Origin of the sequence: Falsiroseomonas frigidaquae, from assembly GCF_012163145.1 — a bacterium.
GTDB lineage: Bacteria > Pseudomonadota > Alphaproteobacteria > Acetobacterales > Acetobacteraceae > Falsiroseomonas > Falsiroseomonas frigidaquae.
This window is the reverse complement of the sequence record NZ_JAAVTX010000006.1, coordinates 648,343-671,191: the sequence shown is the minus strand read 5'-3', so window position 1 is coordinate 671,191 and position 22,849 is coordinate 648,343. Positions and strand designations below refer to the sequence as shown.

8 protein-coding genes and 1 pseudogene are annotated in these 22,849 nt (G+C 68.4%); 5 read left to right on the top strand and 4 right to left on the bottom strand.

Annotated elements, in window-relative coordinates:
- The first annotated feature begins 6 nt into the window (after positions 1–6).
- Positions 7–11,256, top strand: coding sequence for a VCBS domain-containing protein (locus HB662_RS22705; RefSeq protein WP_342449561.1), 11,250 nt, complete (start codon positions 7–9; stop codon positions 11,254–11,256).
- A gap of 4 nt (positions 11,257–11,260) precedes the next feature.
- Positions 11,261–12,340 (top strand): TIGR03032 family protein, encoded by a 1,080-nt coding sequence (locus HB662_RS22700; protein WP_209443415.1) that lies wholly within the window; start codon positions 11,261–11,263, stop codon positions 12,338–12,340.
- A 442-nt stretch (positions 12,341–12,782) separates the two neighbouring features.
- Here the strand turns inward: HB662_RS22700 and HB662_RS22695 are convergent.
- Positions 12,783–13,959: pseudogene (locus HB662_RS22695) on the bottom strand (IS3 family transposase).
- A 309-nt stretch (positions 13,960–14,268) separates the two neighbouring features.
- On the opposite strand from HB662_RS22695, the gene katG reads away from it, so the two are divergent.
- Positions 14,269–16,479: a catalase/peroxidase HPI gene (katG, locus tag HB662_RS22690; RefSeq protein ID WP_168053062.1), complete on the top strand. Its 2,211-nt coding sequence runs from the start codon at positions 14,269–14,271 to the stop codon at positions 16,477–16,479.
- Positions 16,480–16,536: 57 nt separating this feature from the next.
- On the opposite strand, the gene HB662_RS22685 is transcribed toward katG, so the two are convergent.
- The gene (locus tag HB662_RS22685) at positions 16,537–17,436 is read right to left on the bottom strand and encodes a DMT family transporter (protein WP_168053060.1); all 900 of its coding nucleotides are present in this window, start codon (positions 17,434–17,436) and stop codon (positions 16,537–16,539) included.
- A gap of 112 nt (positions 17,437–17,548) precedes the next feature.
- On the opposite strand from HB662_RS22685, the gene HB662_RS22680 reads away from it, so the two are divergent.
- Together HB662_RS22680 and HB662_RS22675 are read left to right on the top strand one after the other, a co-directional pair.
- Positions 17,549–17,998: a carboxymuconolactone decarboxylase family protein gene (locus HB662_RS22680; protein ID WP_168053058.1), complete on the top strand. Its 450-nt coding sequence runs from the start codon at positions 17,549–17,551 to the stop codon at positions 17,996–17,998.
- A 3-nt stretch (positions 17,999–18,001) separates the two neighbouring features.
- Positions 18,002–18,877, top strand: coding sequence for a sigma-70 family RNA polymerase sigma factor (locus HB662_RS22675; RefSeq protein ID WP_168053056.1), 876 nt, complete (start codon positions 18,002–18,004; stop codon positions 18,875–18,877).
- A 5-nt stretch (positions 18,878–18,882) separates the two neighbouring features.
- Here the strand turns inward: HB662_RS22675 and HB662_RS22670 are convergent, their stop codons facing one another.
- The gene (locus HB662_RS22670; RefSeq protein WP_168053054.1) at positions 18,883–20,115 is read right to left on the bottom strand and encodes an Hsp70 family protein; all 1,233 of its coding nucleotides are present in this window, start codon (positions 20,113–20,115) and stop codon (positions 18,883–18,885) included.
- Positions 20,116–20,230: 115 nt separating this feature from the next.
- Positions 20,231–22,822 (bottom strand): calcium-binding protein, encoded by a 2,592-nt coding sequence (locus tag HB662_RS22665; RefSeq protein ID WP_168053052.1) that lies wholly within the window; start codon positions 22,820–22,822, stop codon positions 20,231–20,233.
- Between the last annotated feature and the right edge of the window lie 27 nt (positions 22,823–22,849).

Genomic DNA, 22,849 nt, shown 5'->3' with positions numbered 1-22,849 from the left:
ACGGGCGTGTGGAGCTACGCGCTGGACAACGGCCTTGCGGCGACGCAGGGCTTGGCGGCGGGGGAGGAGGTCAGCGAGACGCTGACGGTGACGTCGGTGGATGGCACGGCGTCGCGGACGATCACGGTGACGGTGACGGGCGCGAATGACGGCGCTGCCATCAGCGACCCGGCGACGGGGAGCCTGACGGAGGACAGCGCGGATACGATCGGCGGGACGCTGGTCGCGACGGATGCGGATGGCGACGAGGCCGGCTTTGCGGAGCCTGCGGACCTGTCCAGGACCTATGGTGCATTCAGCTTCGACGCATCGACGGGTGTGTGGAGCTACGCGCTGGACAACGGCCTTGCGGCGACGCAGGGCTTGGCGGCGGGGGAGGAGGTCAGCGAGACGCTGACGGTGACGTCGGTGGACGGCACGGCGTCGCGGACGATCACGGTGACGGTGACGGGCGCGAATGACGGCGCTGCCATCAGCGGGCCTGCGACGGGGAGCCTGACGGAGGACAGCGCGGATACGATCGGCGGGACGCTGGTCGTGTCCGATGCCGACACGGGCGAGGCCGGCTTTGCGGAGCCTGCGGACCTGTCCGGGACCTATGGTGCATTCAGCTTTGACGCGTCGACGGGCGTGTGGAGCTACGCGCTGGACAACGGCCTTGCGGCGACGCAGGGCTTGGCCGCGGGGGAGGAGGTCAGCGAGACGCTGACGGTGACGTCGGTGGACGGCACGGCGTCGCGAACGATCACGGTGACGGTGACCGGCGCGAATGACGCGACGGATGTTGAACAACTGACGGCGAGCGAAGGGTTCATCGTCGTCGGCGGCACGACCGGCGATCTTCTGGGCTTCTCCGTCAGCGGTCTGGGTGACGTGAACGGCGATGGCGTCGCCGATCTCATCGTTGGAGCTCCCGCCGCGAATGGCGGCACAGGCGAGGCCTATGTCATCCTTGGCAGCAGAGATGGTTTCGGCACCACAGATGCCGAAGGACGGCAGATCCTGGATGTCGCGGCGCTGACGCCCACCGAGGGCTTCGTGCTGCGTGCCCAGGGTGCCGATGCGCTCACCGGCTTTGCCGTCTCCTCCGCGGGTGATGTGAATGGCGACGGCTTTGCGGATCTCATCATCAGCGCCCGCTTCACGGATACGGCCAACCCGAACCTGGGTGTCGCCTATCTGGTCTTCGGAAGCGGATCAGGCTTTGGCGCGACCGACGGCGCGGGCCGCCAGGTGGTGGATCTGGATGCGCTGACCGCGGAACAGGGCTTCCAGCTCCGCGGCACATATGGCGCGGACGACGCCTATGGCATCGGCATGCTCAGCATCGCGGCGGCCGGTGACGTCAACGGCGATGGCTTCGACGACGTCATCCTCGGCACCAACTATGCCGGCGTCGGCGGTGAGGTCTATGTCATCTACGGCGCCGCTTCCGGCCTCTCGGCCCTGGACGGAGACGGGCGCCCGACGCTCAACCTGCTGGAACTGACCCCATCGCAGGGCTTTGTCGTCGCCGGCGGCGACCCCGCGGCCCCGCTTGGTCTGCAGGTGGACTCGGCCGGTGACGTCAATGGCGACGGCTTCGCGGATATCATCGTCTTCTCGCCGCTGGACGGGGCCTATGTGCTGTTCGGCAGCGCGACCACGCCCGGCACGCCCGATTTCGCCGGCCGCTCCTCCGTCGATCCGGAAACGCTGAGCCCGGCGGCGGGCTTCGTCATCGGGGGCGCGGGCGGTTATGAGGTGCCGATCCTGCGGATATCCTCGGCCGGTGACGTCAATGGCGATGGCTTCGACGACGTCATGCTCACCTCGCCCTTCGGCGGCACCAGTTCCGACGGATATGGCGAAGTCTATGTCGTGTTCGGCCGGGATGCGGATTTTGGCGATCTCGATGGCAATGGCCGCCAGGTGCTCGATCTCAACCTGCTCACGGCGGATCGTGGCTTCGTCCTGCGCGGCTCCAGCTACGATATCACGGTCGGGCTCAGCATCTCCGAAGCCGGCGATGTGAATGGCGATGGCTTTGCCGATATCCTGCTCAGCACCTGCGGCTGCGAGCCGGCCGGCGATGTCTTCGTACTGTTCGGCAGCGATGCGGGCTTCGGTGTCACCGACGCCTATGGCCGCCAGGTGGTGGACCTCAGCGATCTGCATGGCGATAGCGGCCTCGCGCTGCGGGTGGCGAGTGGCGCAACCGCGGTCGTCGCCGCTGGCGATGTGAATGGCGATGGCTTCGACGACCTGCTGATCGGCGGCGCCTATGGCAGCCTCGGCCAGCCTGAGTCGGGTGAAGCCTATGTCCTGTTCGGTGGTGCCTTCGGGGGCGATTCCGTCCCGGTCGATGACGCTGGCGACACATTGCCCGGGAGCCATGTTGGCGGCCGCGGTGACGATACGCTGTCCGGTGGCGGCGGCGCCGATGTGCTGCGGGGCGGGGCAGGGGACGACCTGCTGCGCGTCGCCGATGCCAACTTCCTGGCGATCGATGGCGGCACCGGCACGGATACGGTGGCATTGTCGGGCAGTGGCATCACCCTCGACCTGACAGGTGTACCCGCACCGCGGATCGCCAGCGTGGAACGCATTGACCTGACGAGCTTTGGCGACAACACGCTGATGCTGGACCGGCTGGCGGTGCTCGGGCTGACGGAGCAGCGCGTGGGTGGCGTGGCCATCGTGACGGTGGATGGCAATGCCGGCGATAGGCTGGAACTGGCGGAGCTGGGCTGGGCCAGCGCCGGCACCGTCGATATCGGCGGTGTCACCTATACGCGGCTGGTCTCGGCCGATGGCAGCGCGGAAATCCGCGTGGCCGCGGCGGTGACCGTGGAGTTCTTCGTGCCGCCGGCGCCGGTGATCGACCTCGCGGCGATGGATGCGGCGCAGGGCTTCATCATCCGCGGCGCTATCGACGATGGCAATGCCGGCTTCAGTGTCTCCTTCGCCGGTGATGTGAATGGCGATGGCTTCGCCGATGTCATCCTCGGCGCGCCACAGCTCGGCAGTGCAACCTATGCCGGCGAGGCCTATGTGGTGTTCGGCACGGCATCGGGCTTCGGCGTGGATGTCGGCGGACGGCAGGTGATCGACGTCGCTACCCTGGACGCGGCGCAGGGCTTCATCATCCAGGGTGCCGCGGCGATTGATCGTACAGGCTACAGCGTTTCCTCGGCCGGCGATGTGAACGGCGATGGCTTCGTCGATCTGATCGTCGGTGCCATGTATTCCACCGGTGGCGCTCCAAGGGCGGGCACGGCCTATGTGGTCTTCGGCACGGCGTCCGGCTTCGGCGCGGAGGTTGACGGGCGGCAGGTGATCGACCTCGCCACGCTGGATGCGGCGCAGGGCTTCGTCATCCAGGGTGCCGCGGCGGGTCATCGTGCGGGCAACAGCGTGTCCTCGGTCGGGGACGTGAATGGTGATGGTTTCGCTGATCTGATCGTCGGTGCCGCGGCTAGCGATGTTAATGGCTACTTCGCCGGCGAGGCCTATGTGGTCCTCGGCGGCGCCGCGGGCTTCGGTGTGGATATTGGGGGCCGCCAGGTGATCGACGTGGCGTCGCTGGACGCGACGCAAGGCTTCGTCATCCAGGGCAGCGAACCAAGCGGTGGCGCCGGTGCCAGTGTGTCCTCGGCCGGTGATGTGAATGGCGATGGCTTCGCTGATCTCATCGTCGGTGTGCCCTTCGCCGGTCAAGGCGAAAACGGCGAGGCCTATGTGGTGTTCGGCACGGCGGCCGGCTTCGGTGTGGATGGCGGCGGGCGGCAGATCATCGACCTGGCGACGCTGACTGCGGCACAGGGCTTCGTCATCCAGGCTGATTCGGCTGCCGACAATCTGGGCCGCGGCGTGTCCTCGGCAGGCGACGTGAATGGGGATGGCTTCGACGACCTGATCGTTGGTGCCGAATATGATCGTGACGGGGGCTCCTCTGCGGGCAAGGCCTATGTGGTGTTCGGCACGGCCTCCGGCTTCGGGGTGGATGTCGGTGGGCGGCAGGTGATCGACCTGGCGACGCTGGGCGCGGCGCAGGGCTTCATCATCCAGGGCGACGCGGCCGGCGATCGGTTGGGCCGCAGCGTATCCTCGGCAGGCGATGTGAATGGCGACGGGTTCGATGACCTGATCGTCGGCGCGCGCTACGGCGATGATGGCGGCGAGGCCTATGTGGTGTTCGGCACGGCATCGGGCTTCGGCGTGGATGTCGGCGGGCGACAGGTGATCGACCTGTCGGAACTGGGCGCGGCGCAGGGCTTCATCATCCAGGGTGACGCGGCCTTCGCCCAGGCTGGCGCCAGCGTGTCCTCGGCGGGCGACGTGAACGGGGATGGCTATGACGATCTGATGGTGGGCGCGCCCGGCAACGATGCCGGCGAGGCCTATATCCTGTTCGGCGGCGCCTTCGGCGCGTCCTCCGATCCGGTGACGACCGTGGGCACGGCGGCGGCGGAGATGCTGATCGGCGGCATCGGCGACGACACGCTGACCGGCGGCGGCGGGCTGGACGTGCTGCGCGGTGGCGGGGGCGACGACCTGCTGATCGCGGCGGATGCTGGCTTCCGCGTGGTGGAGGGCGGCAACGGCACCGATACGCTGGCGCTGTCCGGCAACACGCTGACGCTGGACCTGACCACGGTGCCGGCGCCGCGCATCGGCAGCGTGGAACGCATCGACCTGACCGGTTCGGGCAATAACACGCTGGTGCTGGACCGCCTGGCGGTGCTCGGCCTGACGGAACAGCGCGTGGATGGCGTGGCCATCCTCATGGTGGACGGCAATGCCGGCGACACGCTGCGCCTGACGGAAGCGCAATGGGCCAGCGCCGGCACGATGGACATTGGCGGCGTGACCTATACGCGGCTGGTTTCGTCCGATGGCAGCGCGGAAATCCGTGTGGCGGCGGCGGTGACGGTGGGCTCCTTTGTGCCACCCGCTCCGGTGATCGACGTGACGACGCTGGACGCGGCGCAGGGCTTCATCATCCAGGGCGAAGCTGACTTCGACCGTACTGGAACCTCCGTCTCCTCGGCCGGCGATGTCAATGGTGATGGCATCGCCGACATGATTGTTGGCGCCTATGGAGGCGCCGGCAATCACGGCGAGGCCTATGTGGTGTTCGGCCGCCGTGATGGATTTGGCGTCGCCGACGGCGCAGGGCGGCAGGTCGTCGACGCAAGAAGCCTGTCACCTGCGGAGGGCTTCGTCATCCGAGGTGACGTCCCTGGCGATCAGATGGGCCGCAGCGTGTCCTCCGCAGGCGATGTCAATGGCGATGGCTTTGCGGACCTTATCCTCGGGTCATTCCGGGCGTCCGGTGGCGGGAGTTTTGCGGGGGAAGCCTATATCGTCTTCGGCTCGGCGGATGGGTTTGGCAGCCTTGTCGATGGACGGCAGTTGGTGGACCTGTCCAATTTGTCAGCCTCGCAGGGCTTCATCCTGCGTGGCGGCTCGGCGAATGATCGTGCTGGCGGGAGCGTCTCTGGTGGTGGCGACATCAACGGCGACGGCTTCGCGGATCTGCTGGTCGGCGCACCGCAGACCTACACGGCAGACCGCGGCCTTGCATATGTCCTGTTCGGCGCGGCGTCTGGATTTGGCGTGGCGGAAGGCGGGCGCCAGGTGCTCGATCTCGGCAGCCTCAGCGGGTCGCAAGGCTTTGCGATGGGCGGTATATCCAATAGTGACCGATTTGGGACCGGTACAAGTTTTGCCGGTGACGTCAATGGCGATGGCTTCGATGACATCATCATCGGGGCGACGTTTGACGACTCAGGCGCTTCCGAAGCAGGTGCCGCCTATATCCTGCTCGGCAAGGCCGGGGGCTTTGCCAGCATGCCGGACCTCGCCAATCTTTCGGCTGCTGACGGGTGGAGAATCCAGGGTGACGCGGCCGGCGACCAGACCGGCATCTCGGTACATTCCGCGGGCGATGTCGATGGCGATGGTTACGATGATGTCGTCATCGGCGCACCGGGTGGCGCTGATGGTGGCACCTATGCAGGAGAGGCCTATGTGCTGTTCGGCCGTGCCACTGGCACGGGCCGGCCGGTGATCGATCTGGCGGATCTCGCGGCGGATGAGGGTTTCGTCATCCAGGGTGATGTCGCGTACGATATCCTCGGCGCATCCGTGTCCTCGGCCGGAGATGTGAATGGCGACGGCTTCGCCGATCTCATTGTCGGTGCCTACGGCGCCGGCGACGAGGATTCTGGCAGGGCCTATATCCTCTTCGGTGGGGCAAGTGGCTTCGGCGTGGATGTGGGTGGACGTCAGGTGATTGACCTGACGGATCTGGGTGAAGCGCAGGGCTTCATCATACAGGGGGACATGGCTGGCGATCGTGCGGGCCGGGGCGTGTCCTCGGCCGGCGACGTGAACGGCGATGGTTATGATGATTTGATGGTCGGCGCGCCGCGGGGCGATGATGGAGGTGATGCTGCCGGCGAGGCCTATATCCTGTTTGGCGGTGCCTTCGGGGCGTCCGCCGATCCGGTGACGACCGTGGGCACGGCGGCGGCGGAGATGCTGATCGGTGGCATCGGCGACGATACGCTGACGGGCGGCGGCGGGCTGGACGTGCTGCGCGGTGGCGCGGGCGACGACCTGCTGATCGCGGCGGATTCGGGCTTCCGCGTGGTCGAGGGCGGCAACGGCACGGATACGCTGGCGCTGTCCGGCAACGGCATCACGCTGGACCTGACCACGGTGCCGGCACCGCGGATCGCGAGCGTGGAAGCCATCGACCTGACCGGTTCGGGCAACAACACGCTGGTGCTGGACCGCCTGGCGGTGCTGGGCCTGACAGAGCAGCGCGTGGATGGCGTTGCCATCCTCACGGTGGATGGCGATGCCGGCGATACGCTGGAACTGACGGAGGCCATCTGGGCCAGCGCGGGCACCGTCGATATCGGTGGCGTGACCTATACGCGGCTGGTCTCGACCGATGGCAGCGCGGAAATCCGCGTGGCCGCGGCGGTGACTGTCGAGTTCTTCGTGCCGCCTGCGCCAGTGATCGACCTGGCGGCGCTGGATGCGGCGCAGGGCTTCATCATTCGGGGCGCTATCGACGATGGCGATGCCGGCTTCAGTGTCTCCTTCGCCGGGGATGTGAATGGCGATGGCTTCGCCGATGTCATCCTCGGCGCGCCACAGCTCGGCAGTGCAACCTATGCCGGCGAGGCCTATGTGGTGTTCGGCACGGCATCGGGCTTCGGCGTGGATGTCGGCGGACGACAGGTGATCGACGTCGCTACCCTGGACGCGGCGCAGGGCTTCATCATCCAGGGTGCCGCGGCGATTGATCGTACAGGCTACAGCGTTTCCTCGGCCGGCGATGTGAACGGCGATGGCTTCGTCGATCTGATCGTCGGTGCCATGTATTCCACCGGTGGCGCTCCAAGGGCGGGCACGGCCTATGTGGTCTTCGGCACGGCGTCCGGCTTCGGCGCGGAGGTTGACGGGCGGCAGGTGATCGACCTGGCGACGCTGGATGCGGCGCAGGGCTTCGTCATCCAGGGTGCCGCTGCGTATGATCACACGGGCAACAGCGTGTCCTCGGCTGGGGACGTGAATGGCGATGGTTTCGCGGATCTGATCGTCGGTGCTGCGAATGGCGATCTTGGTGCCTATGGCGCAGGCGAGGCCTATGTCGTCTTTGGCGGCGCCTCTGGCTTCGGTGTGGATATCGGGGGACGCCAGGTGATCGACGTGGCGTCGCTGGACGCGACGCAAGGTTTCGTCATCCAGGGCAGCGAAGCAGGCAATCGCGCTGGTGCCAGTGTGTCCTCGGCCGGGGATGTGAATGGCGATGGCTTCGCGGATCTCATCGTCGGTGCGACCAATGCCGGTGATGGCTACACCGGCGAGGCCTATGTGGTGTTCGGGACAGCGGCCGGCTTCGGTGTGGATGGCGGCGGGCGGCAGATCATCGACCTGGCGACGCTGACTGCGGCCCAGGGCTTCGTTATCCAGGGTGATTCGGCTGCCGACCAGTTGGGCTTCAGCTTGTCCTCGGCAGGCGACGTGAACGGGGATGGCTTCGACGACCTGATCGTTGGTGCCAAGTATGGTTCTGATGGGGGCGCCTTTGCGGGCGAGGCCTATGTGGTGTTCGGCACGGCCTCCGGCTTCGGGGTGGATGTCGGCGGGCGGCAGGTGATCGACCTGACGACGCTGGGCGCGACGCTGGGCTTCATCATCCAGGGCGACGCGGCCGGCGACCGGTTGGGCGGCAGCGTATCCTCGGCAGGCGATGTGAATGGCGACGGGTTCGATGACCTGATCGTCGGCGCGCGTTACGGCGATGATGGCGGCAATCTTGCCGGCGAGGCCTATGTGGTGTTCGGCACGGCCTCCGGCTTCGGGGTGGATGTCGGCGGGCGGCAGGTGATCGACCTGTCGGAACTGGCCGCGGCGCAGGGCTTCATCATCCAGGGCGACGCGGCGATCGCCCTGGCTGGCACCAGCGTGTCCTCGGCGGGCGATGTGAACGGGGATGGCTATGACGACCTGATGGTGGGCGCGCCGGGCAACGATGCCGGCGAGGCCTATATCCTGTTCGGCGGCGCCTTCGGCGCGTCCTTCGATCCGGTGACGACCGTGGGCACGGTGGCGGCGGAGATGCTGGTCGGTGGCATCGGCGACGACACGCTGACGGGCGGCGGTGGGTTGGACGTGCTGCGCGGTGGCGCGGGCGACGACCTGCTGATCGCGGCGGATGCTGGCTTCCGCGTGGTCGAGGGCGGCAACGGCACGGACACGCTGGCGCTGTCCGGCAACGCCCTGACGCTCGACCTGACCACGGTGCCGGCGCCGCGCATCGGCAGCGTGGAACGCATCGACCTGACCGGCTCGGGCGGCAACACGCTGGTGCTGGACCGCCTGGCGGTGCTCGGCCTGACGGAGCAGCGCGTGGATGGCGTGGCCATCCTCATGGTGGACGGCAATGCCGGCGACACCCTGCGCCTGACGGAAGCGCAATGGGGCAATGCCGGTACCATCGACATCGGCGGCGTCACCTATACGCGGCAGGTCTCGACCGATGGCAGCGCGGAAATCCGCGTGGCCGCGGCGGTGACACGCGCCTTCCCCGGGGGCGATGCGGCGATCTCCGCCGCCACGCTGACCCCGGATCAGGGCCTCGTCATCCGCGGGGAGGGCCTGGGCCACCAATTGGGCTCGGCCATCTCCCTGGTGGGGGACCTGAACGCCGACGGCTACCAGGACAGCGTCCTGGCCGCCCGAGGCAGTGGCGGCAGCGGCGCGGCCTATGTCCTGTTCGGCGGCCCTGCGGGATCGAGCCGCCGCGGCGAGGATGGCCGCCAGGTCTTCGACCTGATCGATCTGGACGCCGGGCAGGGTTTCCTCGTGCTGGGCGACGAAAATCTCGGCGAATTCGGCAACAGCGCCGCTTCTGCCGGCGACGTGAATGGCGATGGCATCGACGACCTGATCATGGGGGCCATCGGCGCGGATGGCGGCGGCGAGAATGCCGGCGCGGCCTATGTCATCTTTGGCACGACCGAGGGCTTCGGCACGCTGGTCGGCGGGCGGCGGGTGATCGACCTGACGGACCTGACTCCGGCACAGGGCTTCATCATCGAAGGCAATGTGCCGGATGGCGCGGCCGGCTCCGGTGTTTCCGGCATCGGCGACGTGAATGGGGATGGCCTGGACGACCTGCTGGTGGGCGTCCGCGGTACCAATACGGGCGTCGTCGTCTTCGGCAGCGCTTCCGGGTTCGGCAGCACGGTGGACGGGCGGCAGGTGCTGGACCTTGGCACCTTGTCCCCGGCGCAGGGTTTCATCATGGGCGGCGAGTTCGGGAACATCGGCTCGGCCGTCCTGGGGGGCGGCGACATCAATGGCGATGGCAGGCCGGACCTGGTGCTGGGCGCGCCGCTCAGCGGCCTCGCCGCGGGCTTCGCCGGTGCGATGTATGTCGTCTTCGGGCAGGAGGGCAGCCCGGGCAGCCCATCCGGCGGACAGCAGGTGCTCGACCTCGCGACGCTGGCACCGGCGCAGGGCTTCGTCGTGCTGGGGGATGAGCTCCAGGATGTGACCGGCTCCATCCTCGCCCTGAGCGATATCAATGGCGACGGCTTCGATGATCTCATCGTCAGCGGCTATCGGGGCGATCGCGCTGGCAGCAACCAGGTGGGCAACAGCTATGTGGTGTTCGGCGGCGGGGGCGCCTTCGGCACGCTGGTCGATGGCCGCCAGGTGCTCGACCTGACGACGCTGAGCGGCGCGCAGGGCTTCGTCATCCAGGGGCAGGATGCGGACGCGCTGCTCGGCTTCGGGTTGGCCGCGGCCGGCGACGTGAATGGCGACGGCTTCGAGGATCTCATCATCGGCTCCCGATACGGTGGCCCGGATGGCAGCGGCGATGCCTATGTGATCTTCGGCGGCGCGGACGGCTTCGGCACCGCGGTCGATGGGCGCCAGGTGATCGACCTGGCCACCCTCGCGCCGGAGAACGGCTTCCGCCTTCTCGGCGAGGCGAATGGCGACCAGTTCGGCCGTGTGGTCAGTGCCGCCGGCGATGTGAACGCGGATGGCTTCGACGACCTGTTCGTCGGCGCACAATATGCGAATGGGACGGCGGCGGAATCCGGCCAGACCTACATCGTCTATGGCGGCGCCTTCGGCGGCAGTGTCCAGAGCGTCATCCGGGCGACCGGCGGCGCCTCCACGACGCTGGCCGGCGGGGCTGGGAACGACATTCTGATGGCGGAGCATGCCGGCGCGGTGCTGCTGGGCGGGGCCGGGGATGACCTGCTGCTGCTGTCCTCGGCCGCGGCCGATTTCTTCCGCCTGTCGGGTGGCAATGGCGTAGATACCATCGTCTTCGATCAGGACGGCCTGGCCATCGACCTGACCACGATCCCGGAGACGCGTCTTTCCGGCATCGAGGCCTTCAACCTTGCCATCGCCACGGGCGCCACGCTGGGCCTGAGCGCGCAGGATGTGATGGCGCTGACCGACACGCCGCATGCCGGCTTCACCGGGGCGGATGCGGCGCATCGCCTGGTGATCGACGGCAATGCGACCAGCACGATCCGCCTGTATGAGGGTGTCGCTGACCAGCCGACCCTGGTGCGGGACTGGACCCTGATCGAGCAGGACCAGACCCTGGGTGGGCAGGATGGCGGCGCCTATGACTACTGGGCGCTGTCGGATGGCGTGAACGACCTCGCGGTGCTGGCCATCCACAACAGCGCCAGCATCATCATCGACGATCTGATTGTCTGAACAGATGGACAGCATGAGCACCGAGAGCCAGCAGGCTGAGGCGGCCGCCGAGCCGCGCTTCGAAGTCACCACCTCCCGCCTCTTCACCTCCTGGCTGGCGGAGAGCGGGGCGAGCCTGGCGCTGTCCACCTACCAGTCCGGCAAGCTGATCCTGCTGGGCAGCAACCGGGACACCGACCGGCTCTCGATCTTCGAGCGCACGCTGGAACGGCCGATGGGCATCGCCGTGTCGGGCAACCGCATGGCGGTGGGCGGGCTGTACCAGGTCACCAGCTTCGTCGATGCGGTGGTGCCGGACGGGCCGCGCGTGGAGGGGGGCTGGGATGCGGTCTATGTGCCGCAGACCGCCAGCTTCACCGGCGACCTGGACCTGCACGACATGGCCTATGACGCCGAGGGCCGGCTGGTCTGCGTCAACACGCTGTTCTCCTGCCTGTCCACCACCAGCGAGACCCATTCCTTCCGACCGCTCTGGAAGCCGCCCTTCATCGACCGGCTGGCGGCGGAGGATCGCTGCCATCTGAACGGGTTGGCGATGAAGGATGGTAGGCCCGCCTATGTGACCGCCGTCGCCGCCACCAATATCGCGGATGGCTGGCGGGACCATCGCCGTGGCGGCGGCGTGGTGCTGGATGTGGCCAGCGGTGCCGCGGTCTGCACCGGCCTGTCCATGCCGCATTCACCGCGCTGGTACAGGGACAGCCTCTATGTGCTGAACTCCGGCGCCGGCGAGTTCGGGCGGGTGAATCGGGACTCGGGCCGGTTCGAGCCGATGGCCTTCTGCCCCGGCTATCTGCGCGGCCTCGCCTTCATCGGCGGCCATGCTATTGTCGGCCTGTCCGAGCCGCGGGAGAACCGCACCTTCGCGGGACTGCCGTTGCAGGAGCGGCTGGAGGCGGAGAAGGCCACGCCGCGCTGCGGCCTCTGCGTCATCGACCTCGCCACCGGCGATGTCGTGCACTGGCTGCGCATCTCCGGCGTGGTCAGCGAGTTGTACGATGTCGCGGTGCTGCCGAAGGCGCGGCCCTCGGTCATCGGCTTCCGCTCCGCCGAGATCCGCCGGGTGATTTCCATCGAGTCATAGGGCGGCATCACGCGCTCGCGCCAGGTACTGGCGCGAGCGCAGCACTGCCGATGCGGCGAAGTTCAGGGCCAAAATCGCCGGATACGCGCTATGGCGCTAGCTCGGCGCCACCCGCATGAGCGAGCATCACTCCCACTCAATAGCCACTCAGGCTTTTATCCATTTGCTTTCAACAACTTGCGCGTCAAAAATTCGCCTGTGCAACTTTTGTGTAAGAGGCGTTGACCGGGCGTGATGCACGAAGGGCTCACTCCTGCAGCGATCCAAGCTGGACGTTGCACGCTGCGCAACCCAAAATCCCCCAGTCATCAACGGGCATCTTGTGGACTGAAGTGCAGAGCCACAACGACGTGTCTAACCTTAAAAGAAATGCCAGTATTTACGTGAGTATGATGCGAGTGGAACTCGATTGGTGACCTGCCCCTGACCGGGGATCCACGAGCTATGAGAGACTTGGCCCGTGTTCTGGCCTGGCCGGCTGGCCCTGCCGGAGCGGAGCGTAGTCGGGGCCAGCCGGCCAGGGCAACACCGCTTCCGGCGCCGGCGGCCGATAGCCCAGCGCGCTGTGCGGCCTGACCGTGTTGTAGTGGCGCCGCCAGCGCTCGATCAGCACCTCAGCCTCCCGCAGCGAATAGAAGATCTCTCGGTCCAGCAGCTCGTCCCGCAGCTTGCCGTTGAAGCTCTCGTTGTAGCCGTTCTCCCAGGGGCTGCCGGGCTCGATGAACAGCGTCGTCACCCCGACCTGGCCGAGCCAGCTGCACACCACCTTCGCCACGAACTCCGGCCCGTTGTCGGAGCGGATGTGCCCAGGCGGCCCACGTTCGACAAACAGATCCGTCAGCACCTGCAGCACGTCGTCCGACGTCAGCCGCCGCGCCACCACGATCGCCAGGCACTCCCGCGTGTATTCGTCGATCACCGTCAGCATGCGAAAGCGCCGCCCGTCATGCGTCCGGTCCTGCACGAAGTCATACGCCCAGACATGCCCCGGCCAGCACGGCCGCAGCCGAACGCAGGAGCCGTCGTTCAGCCACAGTCGGCCCCGCTTCGGCTGCCGCCGCGGCACCTTCAGCCCCTCGCGCCGCCAGATGCGCTCCACGCGCTTGGCGTTTACACGCCAGCCCTCGGCCCGCAGCAGCGCCGTGATCCGGCGATAGCCGTAGCGGCCGTACTTCGCCGCAAGCGACACCACCGCCTCGGTCAGCGCGACCTCGTCGGACGACACCACCCGCACCCTGCGCTGCGTCGACCGCGGCTGGCCCAGCGTGCGGCAGGCGCGGCGCTCGGACACCCTGAGTGCCAACTGCACATGCCGCACGCCAGCCCGGCGGCGCTCAGGGCCTAGAAGTTTCCCTCCGCGGCCTCCTTCAGGATCTGCTTGTCGAGCGTCAGCTCCGCCACCGCCCGCTTCAGCCGCGCATTCTCGCGCTCGAGGTCCTTCAGCCGACGCGCCTGTCCACCTTCAGCCCGCCATACTCAGATCGTCAGCGATAGAACGTCGCCTCCGAGACCGCGAGCCGGCGGCAGATCTCCCCCACCGTCTGGCCCTGCGCCAACTCCACCTCAGCCTGCCGCAGCAGCGCGATGATCTGCTCCGCCGTACGACGCTTCCTCGGCATCACTGCCTCCTTCCAAGGAAGCCAACTCTTTCATCACAGCTGGATCCCAGGCAGGGGGGAAGGTCAGGCCGCCTGACCTAGGGGAACACGAACCCGTCAGCGCCACTGACCCGATAGGCTACCTCAATCGATCCCATTGAAGTGCCAGACTTCCATTGATGCGAGCGGAACGTCTAGCCTGCGGTCACCGTCGCCATCCGGGGAGGAGTGGCAGGGCCGGGACCGCTGGCGTGGCGCATCCCGCCGCGTGGCACAGCACCGCCACACCTCCTCCGATGCGGCCAAACGACCCAGGATCGGAGAGAAAACATGGACGGAAACAGCGCCCCCGGCGCCGGCAAATGCCCCGTGATGCACGGCGCACCGCGGCATACGAGCTTCGGCGGCCGGTCCAACCGCGACTGGTGGCCGAACCAGCTCAACCTGCGCATCCTGCACCAGAACGCTCCCGCTTCCAGCCCGATGGGCCCGGCGTTCAACTATGCCGAGGAATTCAAGAAGCTCGACCTGGAAGCGCTGAAGCAGGACATCTTCGCGCTGATGAAGGATTCGCAGCCCTGGTGGCCGGCGGATTACGGACATTACGGGCCGCTGTTCATCCGCATGGCCTGGCACAGCGCCGGCACCTACCGCACCGGTGATGGCCGCGGCGGCGCCGGGGCCGGCACGCTGCGCTTCGCCCCCCTGAACAGCTGGCCGGACAACGGCAACCTGGACAAGGCGCGCCGCCTGCTGTGGCCGGTCAAGCAGAAATACGGCGACAAGATCTCCTGGGCGGACCTCATGGTCTTCGCCGGCAATTGCGCCATCGAATCCATGGGCTTGAAGCCCTTCGGCTTCGCCGGCGGCCGCGTGGACCAGTGGGAGCCGGAGGAGGACGTCTATTGGGGCAGCGAGGACACCTGGCTCGGCGATGCCCGCTACAGCGGCGATCGTGAGCTGGCGAACCCGTTGGCCGCGGTGCAGATGGGCCTGATCTACGTGAATCCGGAAGGCCCGAACGGCAAGCCGGACCCGCTGGGCTCCGCCCGCGACATCCGCGAGACCTTCGCCCGCATGGCGATGAACGACGAGGAGACGGTGGCGCTGGTGGCCGGCGGCCACACCTTCGGCAAGTGCCACGGCGCCGGCGATGCTTCCCATGTCGGGCGGGAGCCGGAAGGGGCGGGCATCGAGGAACAGGGCCTCGGCTGGCGCAACACCTTCGGCACCGGCGTCGGTGTGCATACCATCACCAGCGGCATCGAGGGCGCCTGGACCAACAACCCGATCCAGTGGGACAACGGCTACTTCGACAACCTGTTCAACTACGAATGGGAACTGACGAAGAGCCCGGCTGGCGCCTGGCAGTGGACGCCCGCCAATGGCAGCGGCGACGGCACGGTGCCGGATGCGCATGACCCTTCGAAGCGCCACGCGCCGATGATGACGACGGCCGACATGGCGCTGAAGATGGACCCGATCTACGCGCCCATCTCCAAGCGCTTCCATGAGAACCCGGACCAGCTCGCCGATGCCTTCGCGCGCGCCTGGTTCAAGCTGACGCATCGCGACATGGGGCCGAAGGACCGCTACCTCGGCCCGCTCGTCCCGGCCGAGGACCTGCTGTGGCAGGACCCGGTGCCGCCGGTGGACCATCCGCTGATCGACGCGCAGGATATCGCCGCGCTGAAGGGCCGCATCCTCGCCGCGGGCCTGCCGATCCACCAACTGGTCGCGACGGCCTGGGCCTCGGCTTCCACCTTCCGCGGGTCCGACAAGCGCGGCGGCGCCAATGGCGCGCGCATCCGCCTGGCGCCGCAGAAGGATTGGGAAGTGAACCAGCCCGCCCAACTCGCCGGCGTGCTGGCGAAGCTGGAGGCGATCCAGCAGGACTTCAACGCCGCCCAGACGAGCGGCAAGAAGGTCTCGCTGGCCGACCTCATCGTGCTCGGCGGCTGCGCGGCGGTGGAGCAGGCGGCGCGCAAGGGCGGGCATGAGGTGGAGGTTCCCTTCACCCCCGGCCGCACCGATGCCTCGCAGGAGCAGACGGATGCGGAATCCTTCGAGGTGCTGGAGCCGACGTCAGATGGTTTCCGCAACTACCAGAAGACCCGCTACAGCCTGACCGCCGAGGAATTGCTGGTGGACCGCGCGCAGCTGCTGACACTGTCGGCGCCGGAAATGACGGTGCTGGTGGGCGGCCTGCGGGTGCTGAACGCCAATACCGGCCAGGCGCAGCACGGCGTCTTCACCCAGCGGCCGGAGACGCTGAGCAACGACTTCTTCGTCAACCTGCTCGACATGGGCACGGTCTGGCGCCCGATGTCGGAGGCGGCGGAAGTGTTCGAGGGCCGTGACCGCGCCAGCGGTGCGGTGAAGTGGACCGGCACGCGGGTGGACCTGGTGTTCGGCTCCAACTCCCAGCTGCGCGCTTTGGCTGAACGCTATGGCTGCGCGGATGCGAAGGAGGCCTTCGTGAAGGACTTCGTCGCCGCCTGGACCAAGGTGATGAACCTGGACCGCTTCGACCTCACCTGACGCCAAAGCCCTCTCCCCCCACTTCGGGGGGAGAGGGTTGGGTGAGGGCGGCAAGAGCTACCGCCCCAACATCCGTCCCAGCCGGTCAGCAAACACCACCAGCACCGCCGCCGCCACCACCAGCAGCGCGCCCAGCAGGCTCGGCAGCGCCGGCACCAGGCCGAAGATCAGCAGGTCGAACAGCACCGCCCACAACAACGCCGTGTATTCGAAGGGCGCCAGCAGCGAGATCGGCGCGCGCGCCACCGCTTCGGTCATGCAGATATGCGCCAGGCCGCCCGCAAAGCCGGCGCCGACCAGGAACAGGAAGGCCGTGCCGGAGACATCGGCCCAGCCGAGCGGCCAGGTCGCCAGCCCACCCGCCGCGCAGATCAGCGAGAAATACAGCACGATGGTGCCCGGCAGCTCCGTCGCCGTCAGCCGCTTCACCTCCACCCGCGCGCCCAGCGTGGTGGCGGCGGTGGCCAGGCCCGCGCCGACGCCGACCAGCGTGGCGGAATCCAGCGTCGGCCCGATGAAGGCCGGCGCCAGCATCAGCAGCACGCCGCCGAAGCCCAGCACGGCCGCACCGCCCACCAGCAGCCCCGGCCTTTCGCGCAGGAAGATCACGCCCACCGGCACCGCCAGCAGCGGCGCCAGGAAGCCGAGCGCGGTGGCCAGCGCCAGCGGCAGCTTGGACAGCGACAGGAAGGAGAAGAACATCGAGGCGCAGCCATACAGGCTGCGCCGGACATGGCCGAGCGGATGCCGCGTCCGCAGGCCCCGCGGGAACTGCCCGCGCCAGGTCAGGTACAGCAGCACCGGCACCAGCGCCCAGGCGCTGCGGTGGAAGACGATCTGCCCGACCGGCGCCTCCGCCGAGGCCAACCGCACCATCAGCCCCATCACGGCGAACAGCAGCGTCGCGGTCAGCCGGAGCGCAATGCCCCAGGCCGGGTGTTCCCGAGTGACACTCATCCAGCCAGAGGTTCCACGACGCGCGGCCCGGTCCTACCAAGTGCCGCCGGTGCTGTCACATGCGGGCGCGCTGCCTCGTCCTGTGCATGATCGCAATTCACGGAGCTGGATCATGACACCCCGCCTGGACTATTTCGCTGCCAACCCCACTGCTATGAAGGCCATGTTCGCCTTCGAAAAGTCGGTCGCCTCCAGCGAGCTGGAGCACAGCCTGCGGGAGCTGGTGAAGGTTCGTGCCTCGCAGATCAATGGCTGTGCCTTCTGCATCGACATGCACACGGCCGATGCCCGCAAGGCCGGCGAGACGGAGGCGCGGCTGTACCTGCTGAATGCCTGGCGCGAGGCGCCGCACTACACGCCCCGCGAACGCGCCGCGCTGGCATGGACGGAGGCGCTGACCCTGGTCGCCAGCACCGCCGCCCCGGATGCGGCATGGGACGGGCTGGCGGAGTATTTCACGGATGCCGAGAAGGTCGCGCTCAGCCTGCTGATCTGCGCCATCAACAGCTGGAACCGCCTCGCCATCGGCTTCCGCGCCGTGCCGGCCTTTAAGGCTGCCTGACCGATGCAGGATGACGCGACCCGGGCCTTCACGGCGGTGCGGCCCGAACTGGTGGGCCTCGCCTACCGCATGACCGGGTCGCGGGCCCAGGCGGAGGATATCGCGCAGGAGGCTTTCCTGCGCTGGTCGGCGGCGGATCGCGACGCGGTGGAGGTGCCGCGCGCCTTCCTGCTGAAGATCGCCACGCGGCTCAGCCTGGACCATCTGAAATCCGCCGCGCATCGGCGGGAATCCTATGTCGGCCCCTGGCTGCCGGAGCCGGTCGTGGAGGATCTGGAAGCCCCGCAGCACGCGGCGCTGGGCCAGGCGCAGGATCTGTCGGTAGCGTTCCTCCTGACGCTGCAACGCCTTTCGCCGGCGGAGCGTGCGGTGTTCCTGCTGCACGATCTGTTCGAGACCCCCTTCGAGGAGATCGCCGAGCTGCTCGGCCGCAATGCCGCCGCCTGCCGCAAGCTGGCGACGCGGGCGCGGGAGCGGCTGGGCACGCCGGAGCCCCGCTTCGCGGTGGCGGAGGCCGAGGCGGCCCGCATCGCGCGCGCTTTCTTCGAAGCCTCCCGCGGCGGGGCGCTTGCGCCCTTGCGGGACATGCTGGCGGCGGATGTGGTGCTGCACACCGATGGCGGCGGTGTCCGCTCCTCGGCGCGCAACCTGATCACGGGGGCGGATCGCGTAGCGCGCTTCTTCCTGGGCCTGGCCGCCAAATGGCCGGGCGAGGCGGTGCCGCTGCATGTCGGCCGCATCAACACGCTGCCCGGCTATGTGACGCTGGAGGCGGATGGGCTGCCGCAGACGACGGCGCTGGAATGGCATGATGGCCGCATCGTCGCGATCTATGTGGTGCGGAACCCGGCCAAGCTGGTTGGGCTGATGCGCGGCTGAGCCCATCAGCCCATCAGGGCCAGCCCCTCCGCCACGGAAACGAATTCGCCGCCTGCCACCACCCGGTCCGCGCCGAAGCGATCCTCGAAGATGCGACGCACGGCGGGCACGAGCGACGATCCGCCGGTGAGGAAGACGCGGTCCACCGCGCTGGCCGGCAGACCCGCATCGGCCAGCGCCGCATCCACAGCGACCCGCATTTGTCCGAGTTCCGGCGCGATCCAGGATTCGAAGTCGCTTCGTGCGATTTCCGCCGAAACCTCGAAATCCGCGTGGCGGAAGCTGAGGGTGGCGTGTTCGGCGCCGGACAGCGCGGCCTTGGCGGCGGAGACGGCGCGATACAACGCGTAGCCGGCCTCGTCCTTCACCAGCCGCATCAGGCGGTGCAGCTGTTCGGGGTGTTCGGCGGTGCGGGCCACCGCCTCGATGTCGCGCATGGTCTTCGGCGCGCGCATCAGGGACAGCAGGTGCCAGCGGGCGAAGCTGCCATACCAGGCGGGCGGGATCGGCAGGTCGGTACCCGTGACGCGATAGGTGCCGCCCTTGCCGAGCAGCGGCGAGACGACGCGGTCGATGATCCGGAAGTCGAAGGCATCGCCCGCGACGCCGACGCCGGAATGGCCCAGCGCGGTGACCCGGCGTGGCGGCCCGGGGTCGAAGCGCAGCAGCGAGAAGTCGCTGGTGCCGCCGCCGAAATCCGCCACCAGCACCGTGGCCGGGCGGTCCAGCCCCTGGGCGAAGCGGTGCCCGGCGGCGGCCGGTTCCAGCGCCACCTGCACCTGCTCCATTCCCGCCAGCGCGAAGGCACTCCGCAGCCGGCGCTCGCCCAGCGTGTCATCGGCGGATTCGCCGACGAAGCGCACCGGGCGGCCGACCACCACCTTCGCGCCAGCCAGATCGTCCCGGAACGGGGCCAGCAGCGCGCGCAGGAACACCGCTACCAGCGGCTCCAGCGCCCAGGACTGGCCGAGGATGCGCGTCTCCTGGAAGCTGCGCTGCGCCAGGTAGCTCTTCATCGACATGATGAGGCGGGAATCCAGCGGATCATCGAGGTAGGCCTCGATGCCCGCCGGCCCGGCGGCGTGCCGCGTGCGGCCATCAGCGCCGTTCCAGAAGCAGAGGACGCTGCGGAAAACGTCATCCGTCGCATGCCGCAGCACGCGCACGCCGCCATCGGCTGCCAGGGCGGTGACCACGCTGTTGGTGGTGCCGAAATCGATACCGATGACGGGATGCATGGGCGAAGCCTTGGCCGGGGAGGGGGCGCGGCTTAGAGCATTTTCGGGCCGGGCGAAATCGCCCGACACCCTTCAAATCCCATCGGCGTGGAACTGTCCTGGTCCCGCAGCCGCGCTACAGCACCAGGTCGGCGGCGCGGAAGGTGGTGGCGAAGGCGCTGTTCTCCTCAAGCAGCAGCGTGCCTGCGAAGCCGTTGAGGTCCAGCACCGTCTCGGGCGCAGTGTCGCCATAGCTGTTCACCAGCAGCGCCGTCTGCAGGAAGCTGCCATCCACCCAGACATCGCGCGCCAGCCGGATCTCGGGAACTTCGCCGGTGAATGCGGATTCTCCGCGGAACTGCAGGGTCGGGAGGTACCATGAGAATTGGTAGTCCCCCACCATCGTCACGGTCTCGCCAACCTCGAGATCGGTGATTGCGGCACTTAGGGTGCCCTGCCATTGCACGTGGAAGGCGTCCTGCCCTTCGCCGCCTTCCACCGTATCGCGGCGACCGCTGCCGCGAATGTACACAGTGTCGTCGCCACCAAGGCCGCGAACCACGCTGCGCTCACCCGCGACGGACAGCGAATCGTTGCCCTCCGTTCCGGTGACGAGAAGCGGTTGGCGCTGGAACAGCAGGCTGCCGGGGCTGGTCTCGGCGAGATCGGCGCTGTCGGGCGAACCCCCCAGTGCCGTGTAGAGACCGGGCAACTCGGCGAGCGGCGTCTCCAGCGCAACGCCGTCGAGGTCGACGACCAGCGCATCCGGCGTGATCAGCACCTCGCCCGCCTGCCCGGTGAAGGCCTGCACCACACGCAGGCCGGGAATACCGGAGAGATCGATCACATCGTCGAAGTCCAGCCCGCCGATCCAGTCGCGGCCGGTGAAGCGGTGCAGGGCCGGGTCCCAGCCAAGCTCCTCCACCGAACCGAACACGAAGCGGTCCGCCCCGGCGCCGCCGACCATGCCCTCCGCACCCAGCCCGCCGATCAGCACGTCGTCGCCATCGCCGCCGTCCAGCACATCGATCCCGCTGCCGCCAAGCAGCGTGTCGGCGCCGTCGCCGCCGCGCAGCGTGTCACCGGCGGCGCCGCCCAGCAGCAGGTCCGCCCCGCCATTGCCCTGCAGCGTATCCCTGCCGGCGCCGCCGATGAGCGTCTCCGCCACGTCGTCGCCGAACATCCAGTGGCCCTGGACGAATTGCAGCACCAGGCTGCCCGGCGCGGTCTCCTGCAGCGGCGCCTCCAGGCGGAGCGTCACATCCGCCTGGCCATCGCCATCCAGGTCGAACAGCAGCCCGAGGCTGGTCTGCACGATGGCGCCCGGCAGCCCGTCGAAATTCGCCTCGCCGAGGAAGCGGAAGCCGGACAGGGCCGAGAGGTCGATGCGGTCCTGCCAGCCCGTCGGACCCAGCCAGTCGCCGTCCAGCTCGGCGATGGAGCCGAAGACGAAGTAGTTGGCGCCTTCGCCGCCCAGCAGGCTGTCGGCGCCGAGGCCGCCGACCAGCGTGTCGTCGCCGTCGCCGCCGAACAGCGTATCGGCGCCCTCGCCACCGCGCAGCAGATCGGCATCGGCCCCGCCGCGCAGCTGGTCATCGCCGCTGCCGCCCTCCAGCGTATCCGCCCCTGCACCACCATCCAGCGTATCGCGGAAGGCGCCGCCGCGGAGCAGGTCGGCGCCGCCCAGCCCCATCAGGCTGTCGGCCCCCTGTCCGCCTTCCAGCGTCTCCGCCGCCTCCGAGCCCTGCAGGTCGGTGCGGCCGCCGGTCCGCAGGAGCAGGCTGCCGGGCGCGACCTGCACCAGCGGGCCGGTAAGGCCGGCCAGCGTCAGGCTGGCATCGGCAAGCGCATCGCCATCGAGATCCAGTTCGAGGCGACCCTGGCCGCCGCCGAGGCTGTAGCGGAATTCGCCGGCCCGACCGCTGAAGGCGGCATCGGCCAGGAAGGTGAAGCCGGCGAGCCCGGACAGGTTCAAGAGATCCTCGGCCCGCAGGTCGCGGATCAGGTCGCCATCCACCTCCGACAGCAGGGGGAAGATGAAGATGTCGGCGCCGACGCCGCCGGAGAGCGTGTCCGCGCCGTTGCCGCCGCGCAGCGTGTCGTTGCCGGCGCCGCCATGCAGCCAGTCGGCGCCATCGCCGCCGCGCAGGATATCGTTGCCGCCTGCGCCGAGCAGCGTATCGGCCGCCGCCGTGCCGTTCATCACCTCGTTGGCGCTGGTGCCCAGGCGATCGAGCGGCATCACCTTGCCGAGCACGCCGGGCGCGGTCAGAGCGAAGTCATGCTGGCCGGCGAGGGTCAGCACCAGCGGCGCGGCCCCGCTTCCGTCGGCATCGAATTCCAGCCGGGTCGAGGAGCCGAGACTGGTGGTGACGATGGTGAAGCGGATCTCCTGGCCGGCGCCGCTGAACGGCGCCGCGCCCAGCAGGCGCCAACTGGTGGCGAAGTCGAAGACCAGGCGGTCATCGCCGGTGAAATCGCCGATGCTGTCGCCGGCCAGTTCGGCAAGGCTGCGGAAGCGGAAGCTGTCCGCGCCCTCGCCGCCGCTCAGGCGGTCCGCGCCGCGGCCACCTTCGAGCAGGTCATTGCCGGCGCCGCCCGAGAGCAGGTCCGCCCCGAGCCCGCCGAGCAGCGTATCCGCCCCGCCCATGCCGAACAGCACATCGGCCTCGGTGCCGGAATCGGGCGCCAGCAATTCCGCTGCCTCACCGCCGATCAACGTCGCCATGGCCACCTCCTCTTGATTTCTGGGTGG